The sequence below is a fragment of the Corynebacterium sp. P4-C1 genome (assembly GCF_030503595.1).
Taxonomy (GTDB): domain Bacteria; phylum Actinomycetota; class Actinomycetes; order Mycobacteriales; family Mycobacteriaceae; genus Corynebacterium.
In genome coordinates this window covers 1,719,856-1,736,246 of the sequence record NZ_CP129966.1, presented here as the reverse complement: position 1 = coordinate 1,736,246, position 16,391 = coordinate 1,719,856, and the positions used below count along the sequence as shown (strand labels likewise).

The window sequence follows — 16,391 nt, the reverse complement described above, 5'->3', positions numbered from 1 at the left end:
GCGCAAACCACGGATGCAGGGTCTCAAGTACCACATGGGCACCACGGACCGATACCATTTAGGAGATGGCTCAGAATACTCCCGGCGACTCCAGTACGCCGCAGAACAACCCGCGCAGGCGCAAACGGCGCCGGCGCGCGTCGAGCCATGCCCAGAGCCCAGGCGGGGAGAACCGCCCGAACAAGCAGGATGGCAAGCCGAAAGAAGGCGGCAGGCCGAACGAGGGGGCCAAGGGCAACAAGAGCTCCCGCAACCGCCGCCGCAAACGCCGCCAGGGAGGCAACCAGCGCGGTAGCCAGCGAAACAACCAGCGCAAACGAGGTGGCGGCGGCAACCGGTACCGCCGTGGGGCGTCGAATAGCGCGCAGCACGCCTCGGCGAACATGGAGACCCGCGACGAGACGAGCGCAGGCGGCCTCGTCGTCTCCGGCATGGCGGAGGCCGTGGGGGCGGACGGTTCCGTGGACCTGTCACATATCTATGTCGCGCTCATCGGCCGCCTCGACCGCCGCGGGCGCCTGCTGTGGTCCATGCCGAAGGGGCACGTCGAGGAAGGCGAGCACCAGTGGGAGACCGCGCGCCGCGAGGTGTGGGAGGAAACCGGCATCGATGGTGAGCCGTTCGCGGAGCTGGGCATCATCGATTACTGGTTCGTTTCGGACGGGGTGCGCATCCACAAGACCGTCCACCACAACCTACTGCGCTATGTCGACGGCGTGCTCAACGACGAAGACCCGGAGGTCACCGAGGTCTCCTGGGTTCCGGTCAGCGAATTGATCGAGCATCTGGCGTACGCAGACGAGCGCAAGCTGGCGCGCATCGCCTTCGACAAGATGCCGGACCTAGCGCGCGCGGAGAAAGAAGCGGGAAGGACCACGCCCCGGTGATGGGTCGGCGCACACAGGGGGCCGCCGCGGTTCTCGCCGTGGCTGCGCTCGCATGCGCCGGCACGCCGACCACCGGACACGCGCAACCAGTCCCGGTCGACCCGAACCAGCCGGCCGTCGCGCAACAGTGGGTCAACCCGCAGATACGTCCCGACGACGGGCAGCAAGGACTCACGCTTTCGCTTGTCGACGCCCCCGCCACCGTCCCCTCCGGCAAACCCCTCTCCGTCACCGTACGTGTCCGGAACGACTCCGAATCCGCGGTCTCCGGCCTGACGGTCGCGCCCCTGCGCGGACCGGCCTCCGGCTCAGTGGCAGATGCGCGGGCGGCGACCGTGGCAGCAACGTCCGAGTACACCTCCGCCGGCGACGAGGTGACAGTCCCCGAACTGAACAGCGGCGAAGAGACTGAAATAAAGGTCTCCATCCCCACGGAAAAGCAGCCGTTCACCAGTAGTTCCCCCATGATGCTGGTGCTGGGGCAGAACGGCGCCACACTGGACACGGAACGCTGGCACATGGCCGTCACCGGCACGCCGGGAACGGAAACTGAAGCGGCTGGGTCCGCAGGGGAGACGACTGCCGCGGGCATGACCGTGCTGTACCCGATCTCCGCGCCGGTGGACATCGTGCCGGGGGAGACCGGCGAAGCACCGAGCCGCGCGCCCCTGATCCTCTCCTCGGAGCAGCTGGCGGAACAACTCGCGCCGGGCGGCCGCCTCGACGAGCTCGTGAACGTCTACGACGAGGCGAACGACGACTCCGGAGTGCGCGACGCGACCTGCCTGGCAGTGGATCCGGCTCTGCTGGACACGGTGGAGCGCATGGCCCAGGGGTACACGGTTGACGACGACCGACCCTCGCCCGGACTCAACCGCAAGCGTCTCCGGGATTCGTGGGGGAATGAAGACTCCACCGCCAACTCGGAACCCGGGAAAGGCAGCGAAGACGCGGTCGCCTGGCTGACAAAGTTGCGGGGCGCCGCGAAAGACAATTGCGCGGTGGCGCTGCCCTGGGCCAATGCAGACCTGAACGCAGTGGCGCGCACAGGCGACAAATGGCTCATGCGCGAAGCCATCGAACGCGGGCCGTTCACAGTAGAGCGGGTGCTGCAGACGCCTGCCCTGCGCAACGTGGTCGTCCCCGGCGCGGGATACCTCAACCCGGAAACCGCGCCGGGCATGGGCTGGGCTGACCTGAGCCGCTCCACACTGCCGGAAACCGGCATGCACACCCAGTGGGAGAACGACCAGGCTGTCCAAGAGAAAAACGCCGGGGCCCCCGGGGGCCGCATCGAAGGGGAGCAGCACAGCAACCTCGACAACCCGACGATGCCGAGCGCCGCCAATGCCGCAGCTCCCGCGCCGGAGCAGCCGGTGCGGGTGCTCGTGGCCGACAACACGGTGAACACTCCGGAACCGGCACCAGAGGGTGAGACACGGTTCGCGGGGCTCACTCCAGGCGTGACGGCGGTGACCTTCGACAATGCGCTGGCGTCCACGCTGGCGGCGACGGGGCCGCGGCCGGAAACACCTGGGTATTCGGACGAGTATCTGCGCTACGACTTCACCCTGGATTCGGTGGAGGCGCGCGACCTCACCGCGGCTACGGTTGTGCGCACCGCGGCGCAGGCGGCGGCGTCCGCCGGGCCGGTGCCGGAGGGGAGTCCCGCGCCCGACCCGAATCTGGTGAACCCGCCGGCAACATGGGAGGCGTCCACAGCCGAAGCCGTCATGGACACAGTGGCAGCACTGTACAAGGAAAGGGCTGCAGCGCCGATGGCGCTGGAGGATTACGTGGGGTTGCCGGGAAATGTGGTGCAGGGGGACGTCGATAAGCTCGGCGTCCCCGAATCCGACCCTGCCGTGCTCACGGACACCGAGGTGCTCAACGCGGCCCAGCAATCGCGCTTCATCAACGACCTGACGGCGCTGCTGGCGAACGATAACGCGATCGCGCTGACGCGGTACGGGTACACGCTGCCGCTGCGGACCGACCTGCTGACGGCACTGTCCGTGACGGAACGCCGGGCATATACGCGCTATTCCGAGGCGGAGAAGCGCACGCGCGCACGGCTGAACCAGGACCGCGACACCCTATCGGCGCTCCGGTCGTCGATCGCGCTCATCCCGCCGGGCAACGTGTACACCCGCACATCCGAGTCGTCGCCGCTGCTCATCGTCGCGCAGAACGGACTGCCGCTGCCCGTGGACGCGACGATCCTCTACCGCGGCCCGGACGGGGCGGCGCTGAACACCCCCGCCCAATTCCGCATCCCGGCGCGCGGGTCGCTGACGCTGCAGATGACAGCGGACCTGCCGTCGGACAAAGAACGCACGGACCTCCAACTCTTCCTGGCCACCCCGCAAAACCAGCCGATTTCGAATCCGGTGGAAATCGGCGTGCAGACGGCGGGAGCGTCGATAAGCAATTGGGTGGTCATCTCCCTGCTCGGCGGGCTCTTCCTTCTGGCCCTCGGCGCGCAGGTGGGGAAACGCCGACGAGGTAAATCGAGATAGAGAATCGCGGCTGGCCGACTAACATACCCTTGACCCAGATTTCTGGCCCTGAATTCTTAGGGCGCATTAAGAATCACAGAAACCCACAAGCCCAGAAACCCAGATCAAGGTGAGCATGTCATGGTGGACCAGCCCGTAGCGGCGGCGGAGGAAAAGAAGACGACGAGCGACAACAGCGTCGTCCGCTCCACCGGATCCATGGCCGTGGCGACATTGATGTCGCGCATCACCGGGTTCATCCGCACGGTGATGATCACCTCGGCGCTCGGCGGCGCAGTGGCATCGGCTTTCAACACGGCGAACACGCTGCCCAACATGATCACCGAGATCGTTCTGGGCTCCGTGCTCACCGCGCTAGTGGTGCCCGTGCTCGTGCGCGCCGAGAAGGAAGACCCCGACCGGGGCGCGGCCTTCATCCGGCGACTGTTCACGCTGACGGTCACGCTGCTGACTGCGGTCACGCTGCTCACGGTCGTCGGCGCGCCGTCGCTGACCGAACTGATGCTTGACGAAGACGGGCACGTCAACCTCGTCCAAGCGACGTCGTTCGCCTACCTGCTGCTCCCGCAAATCATGTTCTACGGCCTGTTCTCCCTGTTCATGGCCATCTTGAACACGAAGGAGGTGTTCCGCCCCGGAGCGTGGGCGCCGGTGGCGAACAACCTGGTCTCCATCGGCGTCATGGTGCTGTACATGATCCTGCCGGGGCAGCTCGACCCCAAGGAGCACACAGGGGTCACCGACCCGCACATCCTCCTACTCGGCCTGGGCACCACCCTCGGTGTCGCGGTGCAGTGCCTGATCATGCTGCCCGCGCTCCGGCGGCTGAAGATCGACCTACGCCCGCTGTGGGGCATCGACGAACGCCTCAAGCAGTTCGGCGGGATGGCCCTGGCGATCGTGACGTATGTGGCGATCTCGCAGGCCGGCTACATCATCAACAACCGCATCGCCTCGGGCGTGGACGGCTCCGCCCCGGTGATCTACATGCAGCACTGGCAGCTGCTCCAGGTGCCGTACGGCATCGTCGGCGTGACCCTGCTGACGGCGATCATGCCACGCCTGTCCCGCAACGCCGCCGACGGCGACGACGAGGCCGTGGTCCGCGACCTGACATTGGGCACGAAGCTGACGTTCATCGCGCTGATCCCCATCATCATCTTCATGACGGCGCTGGGCCCCGACATCGGCAACGCCCTGTTCGGCTACGGCAACTTCACCAACCAGGAAGCGCGCACCCTGGGCCTGACGCTCAGCTTCAGCGCGTTCACGCTCATCCCTTACGCTCTGGTGATGCTGCACCTGCGCGTGTTCTACGCCCGGGAGGAAGCGTGGACGCCGACATTCATCATCGCCGGCATTACGCTGACCAAGGTCGTGCTGGCCATCCTGGCGCCCACAATGGCCTCCCGCCCCGACCAGGTGGTGGTGCTGCTCGGCGCAGCCAACGGCTTCGGCTTCGTGGCTGGTGCGGTGATCGGTGCCTACCTGCTGCGCCGGAAGCTGGGCTCACTGAATTCCGGCTCCGTCCTGCACACCTCCGTGTGGGCCGCCGCCGCGGGCCTGGTGGGCGTGGCCACCGCCATGCTCGTGCGTTTCCTGCTGCGCTTCATCCCCGGAGGCATGCCGGGCCTCGCCGTGGCGCTGGGCCGACGCGACTCCTTCGGGTTGCTGCTGGAGATCCTGATTCTCGGCGTGGTGTTCGTCATCGCGACCGGCGTTGCCCTGTCGTTCTCCAAACTGCCGGAGGTGCGCAACCTGGGGGCCGCCCTCGCACGCATTCCGGGCCTGGGAAGCATCGTGCACACCAGCCCCGCGGACCAAATCCCGGCTGGCGAGGTCGATCCGCAGGAGGCGTCCTCCCAGATCTTCGTTGACGACACGTTCAACGCATCCCCGATCCCGCCGCCAATGTCCGCCGGCGTTGTGCGCGGCCCCCGCCTGGTGCCCGGCGCGGCGGTTTCCGACGGCCGTTTCCGCCTACTGCGCGACTACGGCGCGAGCGCATCCGCCCGCTTCTGGCAGGCCCGCGAGCAGGCCACCGGCCGCATGGTCGCCCTCACCTTCGTGGACACCTGCGGCGCCGCACCGCTGGCCCCAGTGTCTCCACGTCAGGCCGCCATCGACGCGGCGGGAATCTGCCACCGCACGAACCAGCTCGCCGCGCTCAACTTGCCGGCGATCGCGCCCGTCATCGAGACGGTCCGCTACCGCACCGGTTGCGTCGTCGTCGCCGAGTGGGTGCCGGGCTCGGACCTCAAGACGGTCGCGGATTCGGGCGCAACGCTTCTCGACGAAGCCGTCGCTTCCGCCATGCTCCCCCTCACCGAGACCATGGCGCAGGCGCACGAGCGCGGCGTGGCCCTCGGCCTGGACAACCGCAACCGCATGCGGGTGAGCGACAACGGCACGGTCGTCCTGGCCTTCCCGGCCGTTCTGCCCGACGCTGACATCGATGCCGACGTCTCCGCGTACGCCTCCGCCCTCGAGTTGCTCGCCGGTTCCGCAGAGACCGACGCCCTCGACAGCGCGGTTCTCAGTGCACGCAACACGGGCGGCGACACCGGCAACGAGCTTCCCGACTACCGTGCGATCGGGCAGCAACTGGCGGCTATCTCCGGTGCAGGCGGCCCTGAGGGCACCCCGGCACCCGCCCGCCTGACAAGCCAGCAGCCGCACCAGCTCGACCAGCTCGGCCAGCTCGAGCAAGAGGATTCCGGGCACACGGCCCGACGCGGCGGCTTCGGCGAGCGCGGCCTGGGCACGCTGGGCACCGCGGGGCTCGTCGCGGTGGCGATCACGGCAGTCGTCCTCGTCGCCACGCTGACTGTCTACCTCGTGGGCATGTTCAGCACCAGGCCGGATTCCCCGATCACCAACGAATCCGCGCGCGACGGTGCCGAGCAGGTCTCCGAAGGCATCGAGAACGCCCCCGCCGGGAAACTGCCCGTCATCATCGCCCCGCTCAACGCTTCAACGTGGGGCGAAAGCCGCGACGACAGCAGCAGGAGCACAGATTTCGCCGCGCTCGTCGACGGCAACGACACCACCGCCGCCTCCGCCGCCGCGGGGGAGAAGATCCTGATCACCGCGGGAACGGAAACGGGTGACGGGGCCGGGGGCAACGCCGCGTTCATTCCGGAAGAGCTGATCATCGATACAGCCACAGCGACAACAACGGCCGACACCAGTGGCGGGCTGAACTACACCGTCTACGGCATCAACGAGCCGACCGGGGACGCCACCGCCACCGACATCAACCACCTGCCCGTTCTCTCCGACGGGACGCTGAAGAACGGCCGGACGGACATCGAGATCGGGAAAGAGAACCAGGGCAACGCCGCACCGGTCACCGGTCTCGTCATCTCCTTCAGCGCACCTGTCGGCGACGAGAACTGGGACGGTTCCGCAGCTGTCATCCGCGGCGTCACCGTCGTGGGCACGCGCATGCGCTAGAACCCCCCTGCCCCTGAACTGGCCCCAGCATTGCGCACTGTAATGCGCAACCGCCGCGAGCGTCCCGGCCCAGCGCGGGGCACAATGGGTTACGCACCACACATATCGGGGAGGACTTGTTCGGGGGGGACAGGGACACATGACGCTCACTAACGGGCACACGCAAGACAAGACACACAGCCACGGCCGCCTTGCGCGGAGCTACAGGCTCAACGCCCAACGCAAACAGCAGCAGCAGAGAAAGACAGACAAGGCACTGGTCAAGGACTACGTCGCGGGGGACCACCGGGCATTCGCGCTGATCGTCGAAAGGCATCGGCAGCGCATGATGGCGGTGGCCAGGAAATACGCGCGCAACGAGCACGACGCGCAGGACATCGTGCAGGACGCGCTGTTCAAGGCGTCTCGCAACATGCACACCTTCCGCTCGGAGTCCGCGCTCACCACATGGCTGCACCGGCTGGTCCTCAACGCGGGCTACGACCATGCCAAACGCGCCGACAATAAGCGCCAGCACACCAGCCTCGACGACGAGGAGAAGCTCACCCAGGACGCGAACCGCTACCTCGCGCACGACCCGCTGGGCAACCTCGACCGCCTCGTCGCGCTCCGCCAAGCCGTGCTCAAACTTCCGGCCGCGCAGCAGCGGGCGTTGATGCTTATCGACGTCGCCGGTCACTCCATCAACTCCGCCGCCTCCCATTTGGGCGTGCGTCCCGGCACCGTGAAATCACGCCGGAACCGTGCCCGGCAGGCGCTGACGGAGACCTTGACGGGATAACTACACTGGAGCCCATGACAGAGACAGGGTCCAACGCGCCGAAGAGCGCAACACCGCAATTCCCCTCCGCCAATGTGCTGGGCGGCTTCACATCCGCGCCGGAGACTGCACCGACCGAACCGATGAAGGAAGCTGCTGCGCAAGCGGGCACTGACGCAGGGGACGCGACCATCCACGATGTGATCGTCGTCGGTTCCGGCCCGGCCGGGTACACCGCCGCGCTGTACACGGCGCGCGCCGACCTGAAGCCCCTGGTCTTCGAGGGCTACGAGTACGGCGGCGAGCTGATGAACACCACCGAGGTGGAGAACTTCCCCGGTTTCCAAAACGGCATCATGGGCCCGGACCTGATGATGGAGATGCGGGCCCAGGCCGAGCGTTTCGGCGCCGACCTGCGCGCTGACCAGGTGGACCGGGTGGAGCTGGAAGGCGACATCAAGAAGGTGTTCGTCGGCGACGACGAGTTCCGTGCCCGCTCGATCATCCTCGCCACCGGTGCTGCCCCGCGCCACCTCGGCATTCCGGGGGAGCAGGAGCTCACCGGCCGCGGCGTGTCCACCTGCGCGACGTGCGACGGGTTCTTCTTCAAAGACCACCACATCGCCGTTGTCGGCGGCGGCGACTCCGCGATGGAGGAGGCCACCTTCCTCACCCGCTTCGGCTCCAAGGTGACCATCATTCACCGCCGCGAGGAATTCCGCGCCTCCCAGATCATGCTGGACCGCGCCAAGGAGAACGAGAAGATCGAATTCCTCACCAACTCGGTCGTCGAGGAAGTGCTCGAGGACGGCGGCAGCGGCAGCGTTGGTGGTCTGCGCATCAAGAACACCGCAACGGGGGAGGAGTCCACCCTGGACGCCACTGCACTGTTCGTCGCCATCGGCCATGACCCGCGCTCCGGCTTCCTCGACGGCCAGGTGGTCACCGATGCGGAGGGCTACGTCACCGTCGAGCAGCCGAGCACGAAGACGTCGGTCCCGGGTGTGTTCGCCGCTGGCGACTTGGTGGACAACTACTACCGCCAGGCCATCACCGCAGCGGGCTCGGGCTGCCGCGCCGCCATCGACGCGGAGCACTACCTCGAGGCGCTGTAAACCCAAGTCACAGCAAAACCCCAGGTGAAAAAACGCCGGTTTTTTGCATCCATGCACGTAAACTCGGTTTTTCACCGTGGGTCCCAACACCATGGTCGTGAACCCGCGGTTGAACAAAGCCGTGAAGACGGAGCTAACCGAAGGAAGTAGGAGCGTATGAGCAAAGTCGTCGACGTCACGCAGGACACCTTCAAATCGGAAGTCATTGAGTCGAATATCCCGGTTCTCGTCGATTTCTGGGCGGAATGGTGCGGCCCGTGCCAGAAGCTGTCGCCGATTCTGAATGAGGTTGCTGAGGAACTCGATGGACGGGTGAAGATCGCCAAGGTGAACATGGACGATGAGCGCACCCTGGGCGCGCTCTACCAGGTGTTGACCATTCCGACGGTGATCATCTTCAAGGACGGCCAGAAGGTCGACGAATTCAACAGCCTGCGCCCGAAGGGCGAGATTCTCTCCCGCGTGCAGCCCCACATCTGAGAAGCCGGCTGACACAACAGCACTCAAGCATGGCATTCGTCTAATGCTGGTGGGGTGCCAGTAAGATGAAAGCGATCCTCAAGGCTGACGGTCAGGAAGGTGACTTGTGTTAGGTACGTATCGAGTGGGCGACTCCAGCGCGCGCGTCGCTGAAGTCCGCTCGACCCTCGCACGACTCGGGTTGCTGGACGACTTCCAGGGCGATGTGGGGGAGTGGAACCGCCGCCGTTTCTCCCAGTCGGAGATGTATTTCGACGAGGAACTGGCCACGACGCTGAAGGCATTCCAGCAGTCCCGCGGCATTCTCCCTTCCGGCGAGATCGACGACATCACCTTGCGTGAACTGCGCCAGGCGTCCTACACGTTGGGCGCCCGCGCGCTGTCGTACCAGCCCAACCAGATCCTCGTCGGCGACGACGTGAGCCAGCTGCAGAAGCAGCTGCAGGAGCTCGGTTTCTACTCGGGGCGTATCGACGGGCACTTCGGACCCGACACCCACGAAGCACTGTCCACCTACCAGCTGAACTACGGCATCCAGGATGACGGTGTGTGCGGTCCTGAGACACTGCACGCTCTGAGCCTGCTGGGCCGCCGTATCACGGGCGGTTCCCCCCAAGCCATCCGGGAGCGGGAAGTGGTGCGCATGGCTGGCCCGCGCCTGACCGGCAAGCGGGTGGTCATCGACCCGAATTTCAATCCGCAAGACATGGCGTCGATCAAAGGACCCTACGGCGAGATCACCGAGGAGGAGATTCTGTGGGATCTGGCCTCCCGGGTCGAGGCCCGCATGATCGCCGCAGGCATGGAGACCATCATGTCGGGGCCGCGCGGCGACTGCCCGCCAGCGAAGACCCGCGCTGATTTGGCGAACAGCTTCGAGGCCGACCTGCTGATCTCCCTGCAGCTGGACCGCTACCAGAACGAGAAGGCCAACGGTGTAGCCACGTTCTACTTCGGTTCGGAGCTCGGTGCGTCGTCCATGACGGGCGAGATGCTCTCCGGCTTCATCCAGCGCGAGATCGTCGCCCGCACGGAGCTGGGCAACTGCTACAACCACGGACGCACGTGGGAGCTTCTGCGCATGACGCAGATGCCGTCGGTGGAAGTCGTACTGGGCTACGTAACCAACGCCCACGACATGGCGATCGTCACGGACCCGACGCAGCGCGACGCGATCGCCGAGGCCATCGTTGTAGCAGTGAAGCGCCTGTACCTGCTCGAGCAGGACAACCAGCCCACCGGCACCTACTCCTTCACGGAACTGCTGCGCCAGGAACGCGCCTAGCCCTCTAGCTCTCAGGGGCACAGGGGCCGCTAGCGCCCTCCTACTGGGACAGCGGCGAGGAGCTCTGCGATCTCGCGCTCGGTGAGCAGGCCGTGCGCGGGCGGCAGCTCAAGCCGAAGCCGCGGAATGGCTGGGTGGTCGGCCACCACCTTGAACCCCGCTGATTCGAGAACATCGACATCCATCAGGCCGATCAAGGTCCGCTGGTCCACCAGCCGCCGGCACATCGGAGTCAGCTCTTCCGGACGATCGGAGCGCACACCGAACGCCTCGACGGCGGAGATGGACTGCTGGGTGAGTGAGGCGACGGCGGCGTCGATAAGCACTGCCTCCCAGCCGATCCCCGCGACGGCGGCATCGATGTGCAGGCTAGTCAGGCAAAATGCGTCAGCGGAAAACGGGGCGGTGGGCATGCGCACAGCGCCGGGCGCCGCGGACGGCGGGCACATGAGGACCGTCGCATGCGCGCCGGACGTGGCCGCGGGGTCGACGATGGAAAAGCCCACCGCGGGCTGCTCGTAGGTGCGCGAGAGGAGCCAAGCCGCCTTATCGACGTCCGAGTCCGTGCCGCCGAACGCATCACCGAGCGGGTCCAGCTCCCAGAACACGCTCCGGGCCGCGGTGCGGTGAATGCGGTCCACGGTGACCGCGTCCAGCGGAATCACCCGGGCGTGTCGCAGCGGCATGGCCCTTTGGCTAGTCCGTGCCCTCGATGAGCGCCATGATGCGCTCGAAATCGTCGCGGTCGCCGAACTCAACGACGATCTTCCCCTTGCGCTTACCCATGGTCACCGAGACCTTGGTGTCCCACTCGTCGGCGAGACGGTCGGCGGCCTGCGTGAGGAACTCGGGCTGCGGCACCGGCTCACGCTTCGGCTTGTCAGGCAGGGCACCCTGGCGGTTGAGCAACGTCACCGCCTCTTCGGTCGCGCGGACGGACAAGCCCTCGGCGACAATGCGGTCGGCGAGCTGCTCCTGGGCCTCCGGGCCGACCTTGACGCCAAGAAGGGCGCGGGCATGGCCGGCGCTCAGCACACCAGCGGCGACGCGGCGCTGCACCGGTACCGGGAGGTTGAGCAGACGGATCGAGTTGGTAATCACTGGACGGGAGCGGCCGAGACGGTCGGCGAGCTGCTCCTGGGTGACCCCGAATTCGTCGAGAAGCTGCTGGTAGGCGGCAGCCTCTTCCAGCGGGTTGAGCTGCACGCGGTGGATATTCTCCAGCAACGCGTCGCGCAGCATGTCCTCGTCGGAGGTTTCGCGGACGATCGCCGGAATGCGCTTCAGGCCCGCCTTGGAGGAAGCACGCCAGCGGCGCTCACCCATGATGAGCTCGTAGCCGTCCTTCGCCGGACGGACCACGATCGGCTGCAGGAGGCCGAATTCCTTGACGGAGTGGACCAGCTCAGCCAGCTCCTCCTCATCGAAGGTGGTGCGCGGCTGCTTCGCGTTCGGGAAAATATCCCCAATGGGGATCTCCTGGTAGGAGGCGCCGAAAGAATCGGCGGCGCCGCCAGCGTCCGCCGCAGCACCCGTCACCATCGCGGCCGGGACGGAGGAAGAGCGGCCGACCGACGGTGCGCCCGGAATCGTCGGGGCACCTTTGACTTGCTTCTTCTTTTTGGGCGCGTTGTTCTCGTCGCGGGCGCCCTTGCTGCCGCCGATGATGACATCCGCCGCGCCGTCCCCGAGCGGGCCCGTCTTCTGGTGGTGGTCCGGGTTCGACGGAATCAGCGCCGCCAACCCACGGCCTAGACCGCCTTTGCGTTGCTCTGCCATTGCTCTACTCGTCCTCCTCGCCCAGCTGGGCGAAAATCTCCGGGCTCACACCGATCGGCCCGGTCGTCTCGTGCGGCTGGTAATCGCCGCGGGTGGCCAGTTCGCGCGCGGCGTCGAAATACGCCAACGCGCCACGGGAGCCCGGGTCGTACTCGATCACGGTCTGGCCGTAACCCGGCGCTTCCGATACCTTGACTGAGCGCGGGATCATGTTGCGCATCACCACGTCGCCGAACTGGCCGCGGACTTCCTCGGCCACCTGCTCGGAAAGCTTCGTGCGTGCGTCGTACATCGTCAGCAGCACAGCAGAGATGTGCAGATTCGGGTTCAGGGCACCGCGGATCATCGTAATGTTGTTCAGAAGCTGGCCCACGCCCTCGAGCGCGTAGTACTCGCACTGGATCGGAATGAGCACCTCGTCGACAGCATTCATCGCGTTGATGGTGAGCAGGCCCAACGACGGCGGACAGTCGACGAAAACATAGTCGAAGCCGTGCTCGTCGAGGAATCCCCCGCGCAGCGCGTCCGCCAGGCGGTACTCGCGGCGGACCAGGCTGACCAACTCGATCTCCGCTCCGGCCAAGTCGATCGTGGCAGGAATGCACCACAGATTGTCGTTGTCCCCGGAGCGCTGCAGCGCCTCCTCCGCAGTGGCCTCACCGATGAGGAGCTCATAGCTGGACGTCTCCCCGTCGCGGTGGCCCGCACCCAGCGCGGTGGATGCGTTGCCCTGCGGGTCCAAGTCCACGACAAGCACCTTGCGGCCCAGCTTGGCCAGCGACGCCGCCAGATTCACGGACGTGGTGGTCTTGCCCACACCGCCCTTCTGGTTCGCCACTGTGATCAGGCGCGGCTGCTCCGGCTTAGGCACCGTCGCCTTCCCGCTATTCATCTGCGCCGCACGGCGAGCCGCCGCAGCAATCGGGGTGTCATCCCACTGCTGGTCGTCCACGTGGCCTCCCGTCACGGTTCAGTATCGATCACTATCGATCAGTATCAATCAGCAAAAACTAGTCAGTGCCAGATTAGTAGAGCACCCGGACATCCGTTAGCCAGCCCGCACAATGCGGATCAACGTGGTCGGTTGTTCCAGCAAGCCCTCACCAACGGTGAGGATCTCAGCGTCAGTGCCGCCGGCCTTGGTTATCTGGGTGGCATCACGCTCTAGTTCCTCGGCCACGCTCGCGCCCTTCATCGCAGTCATGGAACCGCCTGGGCAGACCAGGGGAAGGGACCAGCCGGCCAATTTGCCCAGGGGAGCGACGGCGCGGGAGGTGGTGACGTCGAAAAGCTTCTTTTTCTGCTCCTCGGCGCGGCCGCGCACGACCGTGACGTTGCTGAGACCGAGCTCCCTGGTGATCTCGCCCAGGTAGGTAGAGCGCTTCAGCAGGGGCTCGATAAGCGTGACCTGCAGGTCGGGGCGGGCAATCGCCAGCGGAATGCCAGGCAGGCCCGCGCCGGAACCGATGTCGGCGACGCTAAGGCCCTCGTCGAAGGCCTCCGCGATGACGGCGCAGTTGAGCACGTGGCGGCTCCACAGGCGGCTGACTTCCTTCGGTCCGATGAAACCGCGCTCGGCGGCGGTGGTGGCTAGGGAGTCGTGGTAGGCCTGCGCGAGCGGCAGCCGGTCACCGAAGATCTCTGCGGCTGCGACGGGCGCATCCTCCCTCTGGGGCATTGAGTCAGGCATCTGCCTACTTACCCTTCTTCTTTTTCTTCTTGCCCTTCTTTGGGTTGTCCGGCTTGGCGCCGGGCTTGGGCTTCAGACCGATATTCGGGTCAGTTCCGGAAGAATCCGTCTCCGTCTTCGCTCGGTCTTTCGCCGCATCGTTGATCGCGTCGTTCTCCGGGTGGGCGTTGTTGGCGCGTTGCTTCGCAGCATCGCGCTGACGCTGTTTCTTGGAACGGTTGTCCACGGTCCGCGCACCAGCCACGGGGGCGGAAGCGCGCTTCGCTTCGCGCTTAGCCTCTTCCTCTTCCGCCTCTTCCTTATCCATCTTGGCGTAGACGAGCTTGGTCTGGAAGAAGGTCCACACGTTGTTGGACAGCATGTAGGTCAACAGGCCGATGTGCCACAGGAAGCCGGTGAACAACAGGGTTGCCGGGAGGAACCACAGCATCATGCCGTTCATGGTCTTCATCTGCATTTCCATCATTTCCGGCGAACCCGGACCGGTCTGATCCGGCTTCTTGCCGGCGGCCGCCTGCTCAGCCTTGCGCTTGGCCATGCGCTCGCGCTGGCGGCTCATGGACATGCGCGCGTTGAAGTGGGTCAGCAGCACACAGGCGATGACCATCGGCAGGGCCACCATGATGATTTCAGTGCGGGTGAAGTCCGCCGGGGCGAACGCCGCGAACTGCTCTTCCGGCATGGACATGTACGACGACAGCGGAACCCCGAAGACACGGGCATCCAGGAAGGACTGGACATCTTCCGGGGAGAAGATGTAGTTCGCGGTGTTGCGGTTCTCCTCCACGGTCATGCCCAAACCGCCGCCGGAGGTGCCTGTGCGGTTGAAGGAGCGCAGCACGTGCAACAGGCCAATGAACACCGGCATCTGCACCAGCGGCACAATGCAGCTGGCCAGCGGGTTCATGTTGGCTTCCTTGTACAGGCGCTGCATTTCCTGCGCCTGTTTCTGCTGGTCCTTGGCGTATTTGGTGCGGATCTCCTGCATCTTCGGCTGGAGTTCCTGCATCTTGCGGCCGGAGCGCAGCTGGTTCACCATCGGCTTGACCAGGAAGATACGGATGGTGAAGGTCAGGAACACGATCGCCAAGAGCCACGCCACACCGGAATCCGGCGAGAAAATGTAGCCGAAGACCTTGTGCCAGAACCACAGCACCGCGGAAATGGGCCAATAGATGAAATTCAGCACCGGTTGTCTAACTCCTGTTCATAGGTACGGGGTCGTAGCCGCCGGGATGCCAAGGCCCGCACTTGGCTAGGCGCACAAGCGCGAGGAGGCCACCGCGGGCTGCTCCATGCCGGGACACCGCTTCTAGCGCGTACGCGCTGCAGGTCGGCTCGAAGCGGCACGTCGATCCCATCTTAAGGGGTGAGAAATGTTTTTGGTAAAGCCGCACGCCCCGCACCACAGCCGCACCTATGGGGCCGGAAGGTGCGGGGATGCGCTCGCCGTCCGAGTTGAAGTAGTCCATTTGGACACCGCCTTAGCTTTTCGACGCCTTCTTGCGCCCCCGCTCGATCCCCGAAGAGGTGTCTTTGCACAGAACATCGCTGCTGGCGTTGGCGCTCGCCGGAAGGGCGCGGATGACGATATCCACGTCCCGGTCGAGCGAGCGTGCCAACTCCATGCAGATATGGCGCAACTGGCGGGACACGCGGTGGCGGACGACGGCGTTGCCCACCTGTTTAGACACAATTAACCCGAACCGTGGACCGCCGGAAATGACGGTGTCGGTTCGGGTGTAATAGTGCACCACGACGGTGCGGGAGCCCGCGCGCCCACCTTGAGAGATCACGCGGCGGAATTCCGCCGAAGAAGTGAGCTTATGGGCGCGGGGCAGCACAGCGCGCTAGACGACTAGGCGGTGAGCTTGTTGCGGCCCTTGCGGCGGCGCGCGGAAACGATGGCGCGGCCAGCACGGGTGTTCATGCGGGTACGGAAGCCGTGCTTGCGTGCGCGACGGCGGTTATTGGGCTGAAAAGTCCGCTTAGACATGGCGGTGACTCCTTGAGATCTATGCGGCGGCCAACGGCGGGCACCAGAGATGGGACTCCGGCGCCGGCACCTTCCCGGGACGAGGCAGCCATTTTCAAAACATGTGAGTGAGATGCTCTAACAGCGTGAAAACCGCTGGTGGCATGCGTCATCGGCGCTGACTCGCCAACAAGGCGGCCCGGTGCTCGGCACTGATGATGCTCTCACGCACACCCTGAACACTGCGGTCGCTGTGGATTCGCAGAGGTAACAGAGTGCGACAGACCATGCCAGGATACGTGATCGGCGTCGCACCGGCCAAATCGACGCGCGGGGGTAGCGACCCCAGAATTTGTTCACCCCCGAAATTACAACAATGTGTTTTTCCGCAGGTCAAACACGACACGCCGACGTAGCCTGCGCGGGTCTGGAGAGGTCTCGAACG

Annotated in this window: 15 protein-coding genes; 7 read left to right on the top strand and 8 right to left on the bottom strand. The window is 65.6% G+C overall.

Features of this window, described 5'->3' with window-relative positions; genetic code table 11:
- Positions 1-65 precede the first annotated feature (65 nt).
- The 7 genes from QYR03_RS08235 (at position 66) to QYR03_RS08205 (ending at position 10,502) form a co-directional block, all read left to right on the top strand.
- Positions 66-887 (top strand): NUDIX hydrolase, encoded by an 822-nt coding sequence (locus tag QYR03_RS08235; RefSeq protein WP_301712667.1) that lies wholly within the window; start codon positions 66-68, stop codon positions 885-887.
- Positions 887-3,406, top strand: a complete 2,520-nt coding sequence (locus tag QYR03_RS08230) for a hypothetical protein (protein ID WP_301712668.1) — start codon at positions 887-889, stop codon at positions 3,404-3,406. The genes QYR03_RS08235 and QYR03_RS08230 overlap by 1 nt, the downstream gene beginning before the upstream one ends.
- A 120-nt stretch (positions 3,407-3,526) precedes the next feature.
- Positions 3,527-6,862 (top strand): murein biosynthesis integral membrane protein MurJ, encoded by a 3,336-nt coding sequence (murJ, locus tag QYR03_RS08225; RefSeq protein ID WP_301712669.1) that lies wholly within the window; start codon positions 3,527-3,529, stop codon positions 6,860-6,862.
- Positions 6,863-7,001: 139 nt separating this feature from the next.
- Positions 7,002-7,643: a sigma-70 family RNA polymerase sigma factor gene (locus tag QYR03_RS08220; RefSeq protein WP_301712670.1), complete on the top strand. Its 642-nt coding sequence runs from the start codon at positions 7,002-7,004 to the stop codon at positions 7,641-7,643.
- Between the two features lie 122 nt (positions 7,644-7,765).
- Positions 7,766-8,737 carry a thioredoxin-disulfide reductase gene (trxB, locus tag QYR03_RS08215; protein WP_301712755.1) on the top strand — a complete coding sequence of 324 codons (972 nt, stop codon included), beginning with the start codon at positions 7,766-7,768 and terminating at the stop codon, positions 8,735-8,737.
- Between the two features lie 156 nt (positions 8,738-8,893).
- Positions 8,894-9,217 carry a thioredoxin gene (gene trxA / locus QYR03_RS08210; RefSeq protein WP_301712671.1) on the top strand — a complete coding sequence of 108 codons (324 nt, stop codon included), beginning with the start codon at positions 8,894-8,896 and terminating at the stop codon, positions 9,215-9,217.
- A 106-nt stretch (positions 9,218-9,323) separates the two neighbouring features.
- Positions 9,324-10,502 carry an N-acetylmuramoyl-L-alanine amidase gene (locus tag QYR03_RS08205; protein WP_301712672.1) on the top strand — a complete coding sequence of 393 codons (1,179 nt, stop codon included), beginning with the start codon at positions 9,324-9,326 and terminating at the stop codon, positions 10,500-10,502.
- 29 nt (positions 10,503-10,531) lie between these two features.
- Here QYR03_RS08205 and QYR03_RS08200 read toward each other — a convergent pair whose 3' ends face one another.
- The 8 genes from QYR03_RS08200 to rpmH all read right to left on the bottom strand — a co-directional run bounded on the left by QYR03_RS08200 (position 10,532) and on the right by rpmH (position 15,967).
- Positions 10,532-11,188 (bottom strand): hypothetical protein, encoded by a 657-nt coding sequence (locus QYR03_RS08200; RefSeq protein WP_259849327.1) that lies wholly within the window; start codon positions 11,186-11,188, stop codon positions 10,532-10,534.
- A gap of 10 nt (positions 11,189-11,198) precedes the next feature.
- Positions 11,199-12,281 carry a ParB/RepB/Spo0J family partition protein gene (locus QYR03_RS08195; protein ID WP_259849322.1) on the bottom strand — a complete coding sequence of 361 codons (1,083 nt, stop codon included), beginning with the start codon at positions 12,279-12,281 and terminating at the stop codon, positions 11,199-11,201.
- A 4-nt stretch (positions 12,282-12,285) separates the two neighbouring features.
- Positions 12,286-13,233, bottom strand: coding sequence for a ParA family protein (locus QYR03_RS08190; RefSeq protein WP_301712756.1), 948 nt, complete (start codon positions 13,231-13,233; stop codon positions 12,286-12,288).
- Between the two features lie 96 nt (positions 13,234-13,329).
- A complete protein-coding gene (gene rsmG, locus QYR03_RS08185) occupies positions 13,330-13,971 on the bottom strand; it encodes a 16S rRNA (guanine(527)-N(7))-methyltransferase RsmG (RefSeq protein ID WP_301712673.1) in 642 nt (213 codons plus the stop codon).
- Between the two features lie 4 nt (positions 13,972-13,975).
- Positions 13,976-15,160 carry a membrane protein insertase YidC gene (gene yidC / locus QYR03_RS08180; RefSeq protein ID WP_259849313.1) on the bottom strand — a complete coding sequence of 395 codons (1,185 nt, stop codon included), beginning with the start codon at positions 15,158-15,160 and terminating at the stop codon, positions 13,976-13,978.
- A gap of 7 nt (positions 15,161-15,167) precedes the next feature.
- The gene (gene yidD / locus QYR03_RS08175; RefSeq protein WP_259849311.1) at positions 15,168-15,443 is read right to left on the bottom strand and encodes a membrane protein insertion efficiency factor YidD; all 276 of its coding nucleotides are present in this window, start codon (positions 15,441-15,443) and stop codon (positions 15,168-15,170) included.
- A gap of 12 nt (positions 15,444-15,455) precedes the next feature.
- Positions 15,456-15,815 carry a ribonuclease P protein component gene (rnpA, locus tag QYR03_RS08170; protein WP_259849309.1) on the bottom strand — a complete coding sequence of 120 codons (360 nt, stop codon included), beginning with the start codon at positions 15,813-15,815 and terminating at the stop codon, positions 15,456-15,458.
- A 14-nt stretch (positions 15,816-15,829) separates the two neighbouring features.
- Positions 15,830-15,967: a 50S ribosomal protein L34 gene (gene rpmH / locus QYR03_RS08165; RefSeq protein WP_259849306.1), complete on the bottom strand. Its 138-nt coding sequence runs from the start codon at positions 15,965-15,967 to the stop codon at positions 15,830-15,832.
- Between the last annotated feature and the right edge of the window lie 424 nt (positions 15,968-16,391).

Excerpts from the sequence above, each read along its gene's own strand:
- QYR03_RS08235 (WP_301712667.1), top strand. The coding sequence starts at position 66 with ATGGCTCAGAATACTCCCGGCGACTCCAGTACGCCGCAGAACAACCCG.
- QYR03_RS08230 (WP_301712668.1), top strand. The coding sequence starts at position 887 with ATGGGTCGGCGCACACAGGGGGCCGCCGCGGTTCTCGCCGTGGCTGCG.
- murJ (WP_301712669.1), top strand. The coding sequence starts at position 3,527 with ATGGTGGACCAGCCCGTAGCGGCGGCGGAGGAAAAGAAGACGACGAGC.
- QYR03_RS08220 (WP_301712670.1), top strand. The coding sequence starts at position 7,002 with ATGACGCTCACTAACGGGCACACGCAAGACAAGACACACAGCCACGGC.
- trxB (WP_301712755.1), top strand. The coding sequence starts at position 7,766 with ATGAAGGAAGCTGCTGCGCAAGCGGGCACTGACGCAGGGGACGCGACC.
- trxA (WP_301712671.1), top strand. The coding sequence starts at position 8,894 with ATGAGCAAAGTCGTCGACGTCACGCAGGACACCTTCAAATCGGAAGTC.
- QYR03_RS08200 (WP_259849327.1), bottom strand. The coding sequence starts at position 11,188 with ATGCCGCTGCGACACGCCCGGGTGATTCCGCTGGACGCGGTCACCGTG.
- QYR03_RS08195 (WP_259849322.1), bottom strand. The coding sequence starts at position 12,281 with ATGGCAGAGCAACGCAAAGGCGGTCTAGGCCGTGGGTTGGCGGCGCTG.
- rsmG (WP_301712673.1), bottom strand. The coding sequence starts at position 13,971 with ATGCCTGACTCAATGCCCCAGAGGGAGGATGCGCCCGTCGCAGCCGCA.
- yidD (WP_259849311.1), bottom strand. The coding sequence starts at position 15,443 with ATGGACTACTTCAACTCGGACGGCGAGCGCATCCCCGCACCTTCCGGC.
- rpmH (WP_259849306.1), bottom strand. The coding sequence starts at position 15,967 with ATGTCTAAGCGGACTTTTCAGCCCAATAACCGCCGTCGCGCACGCAAG.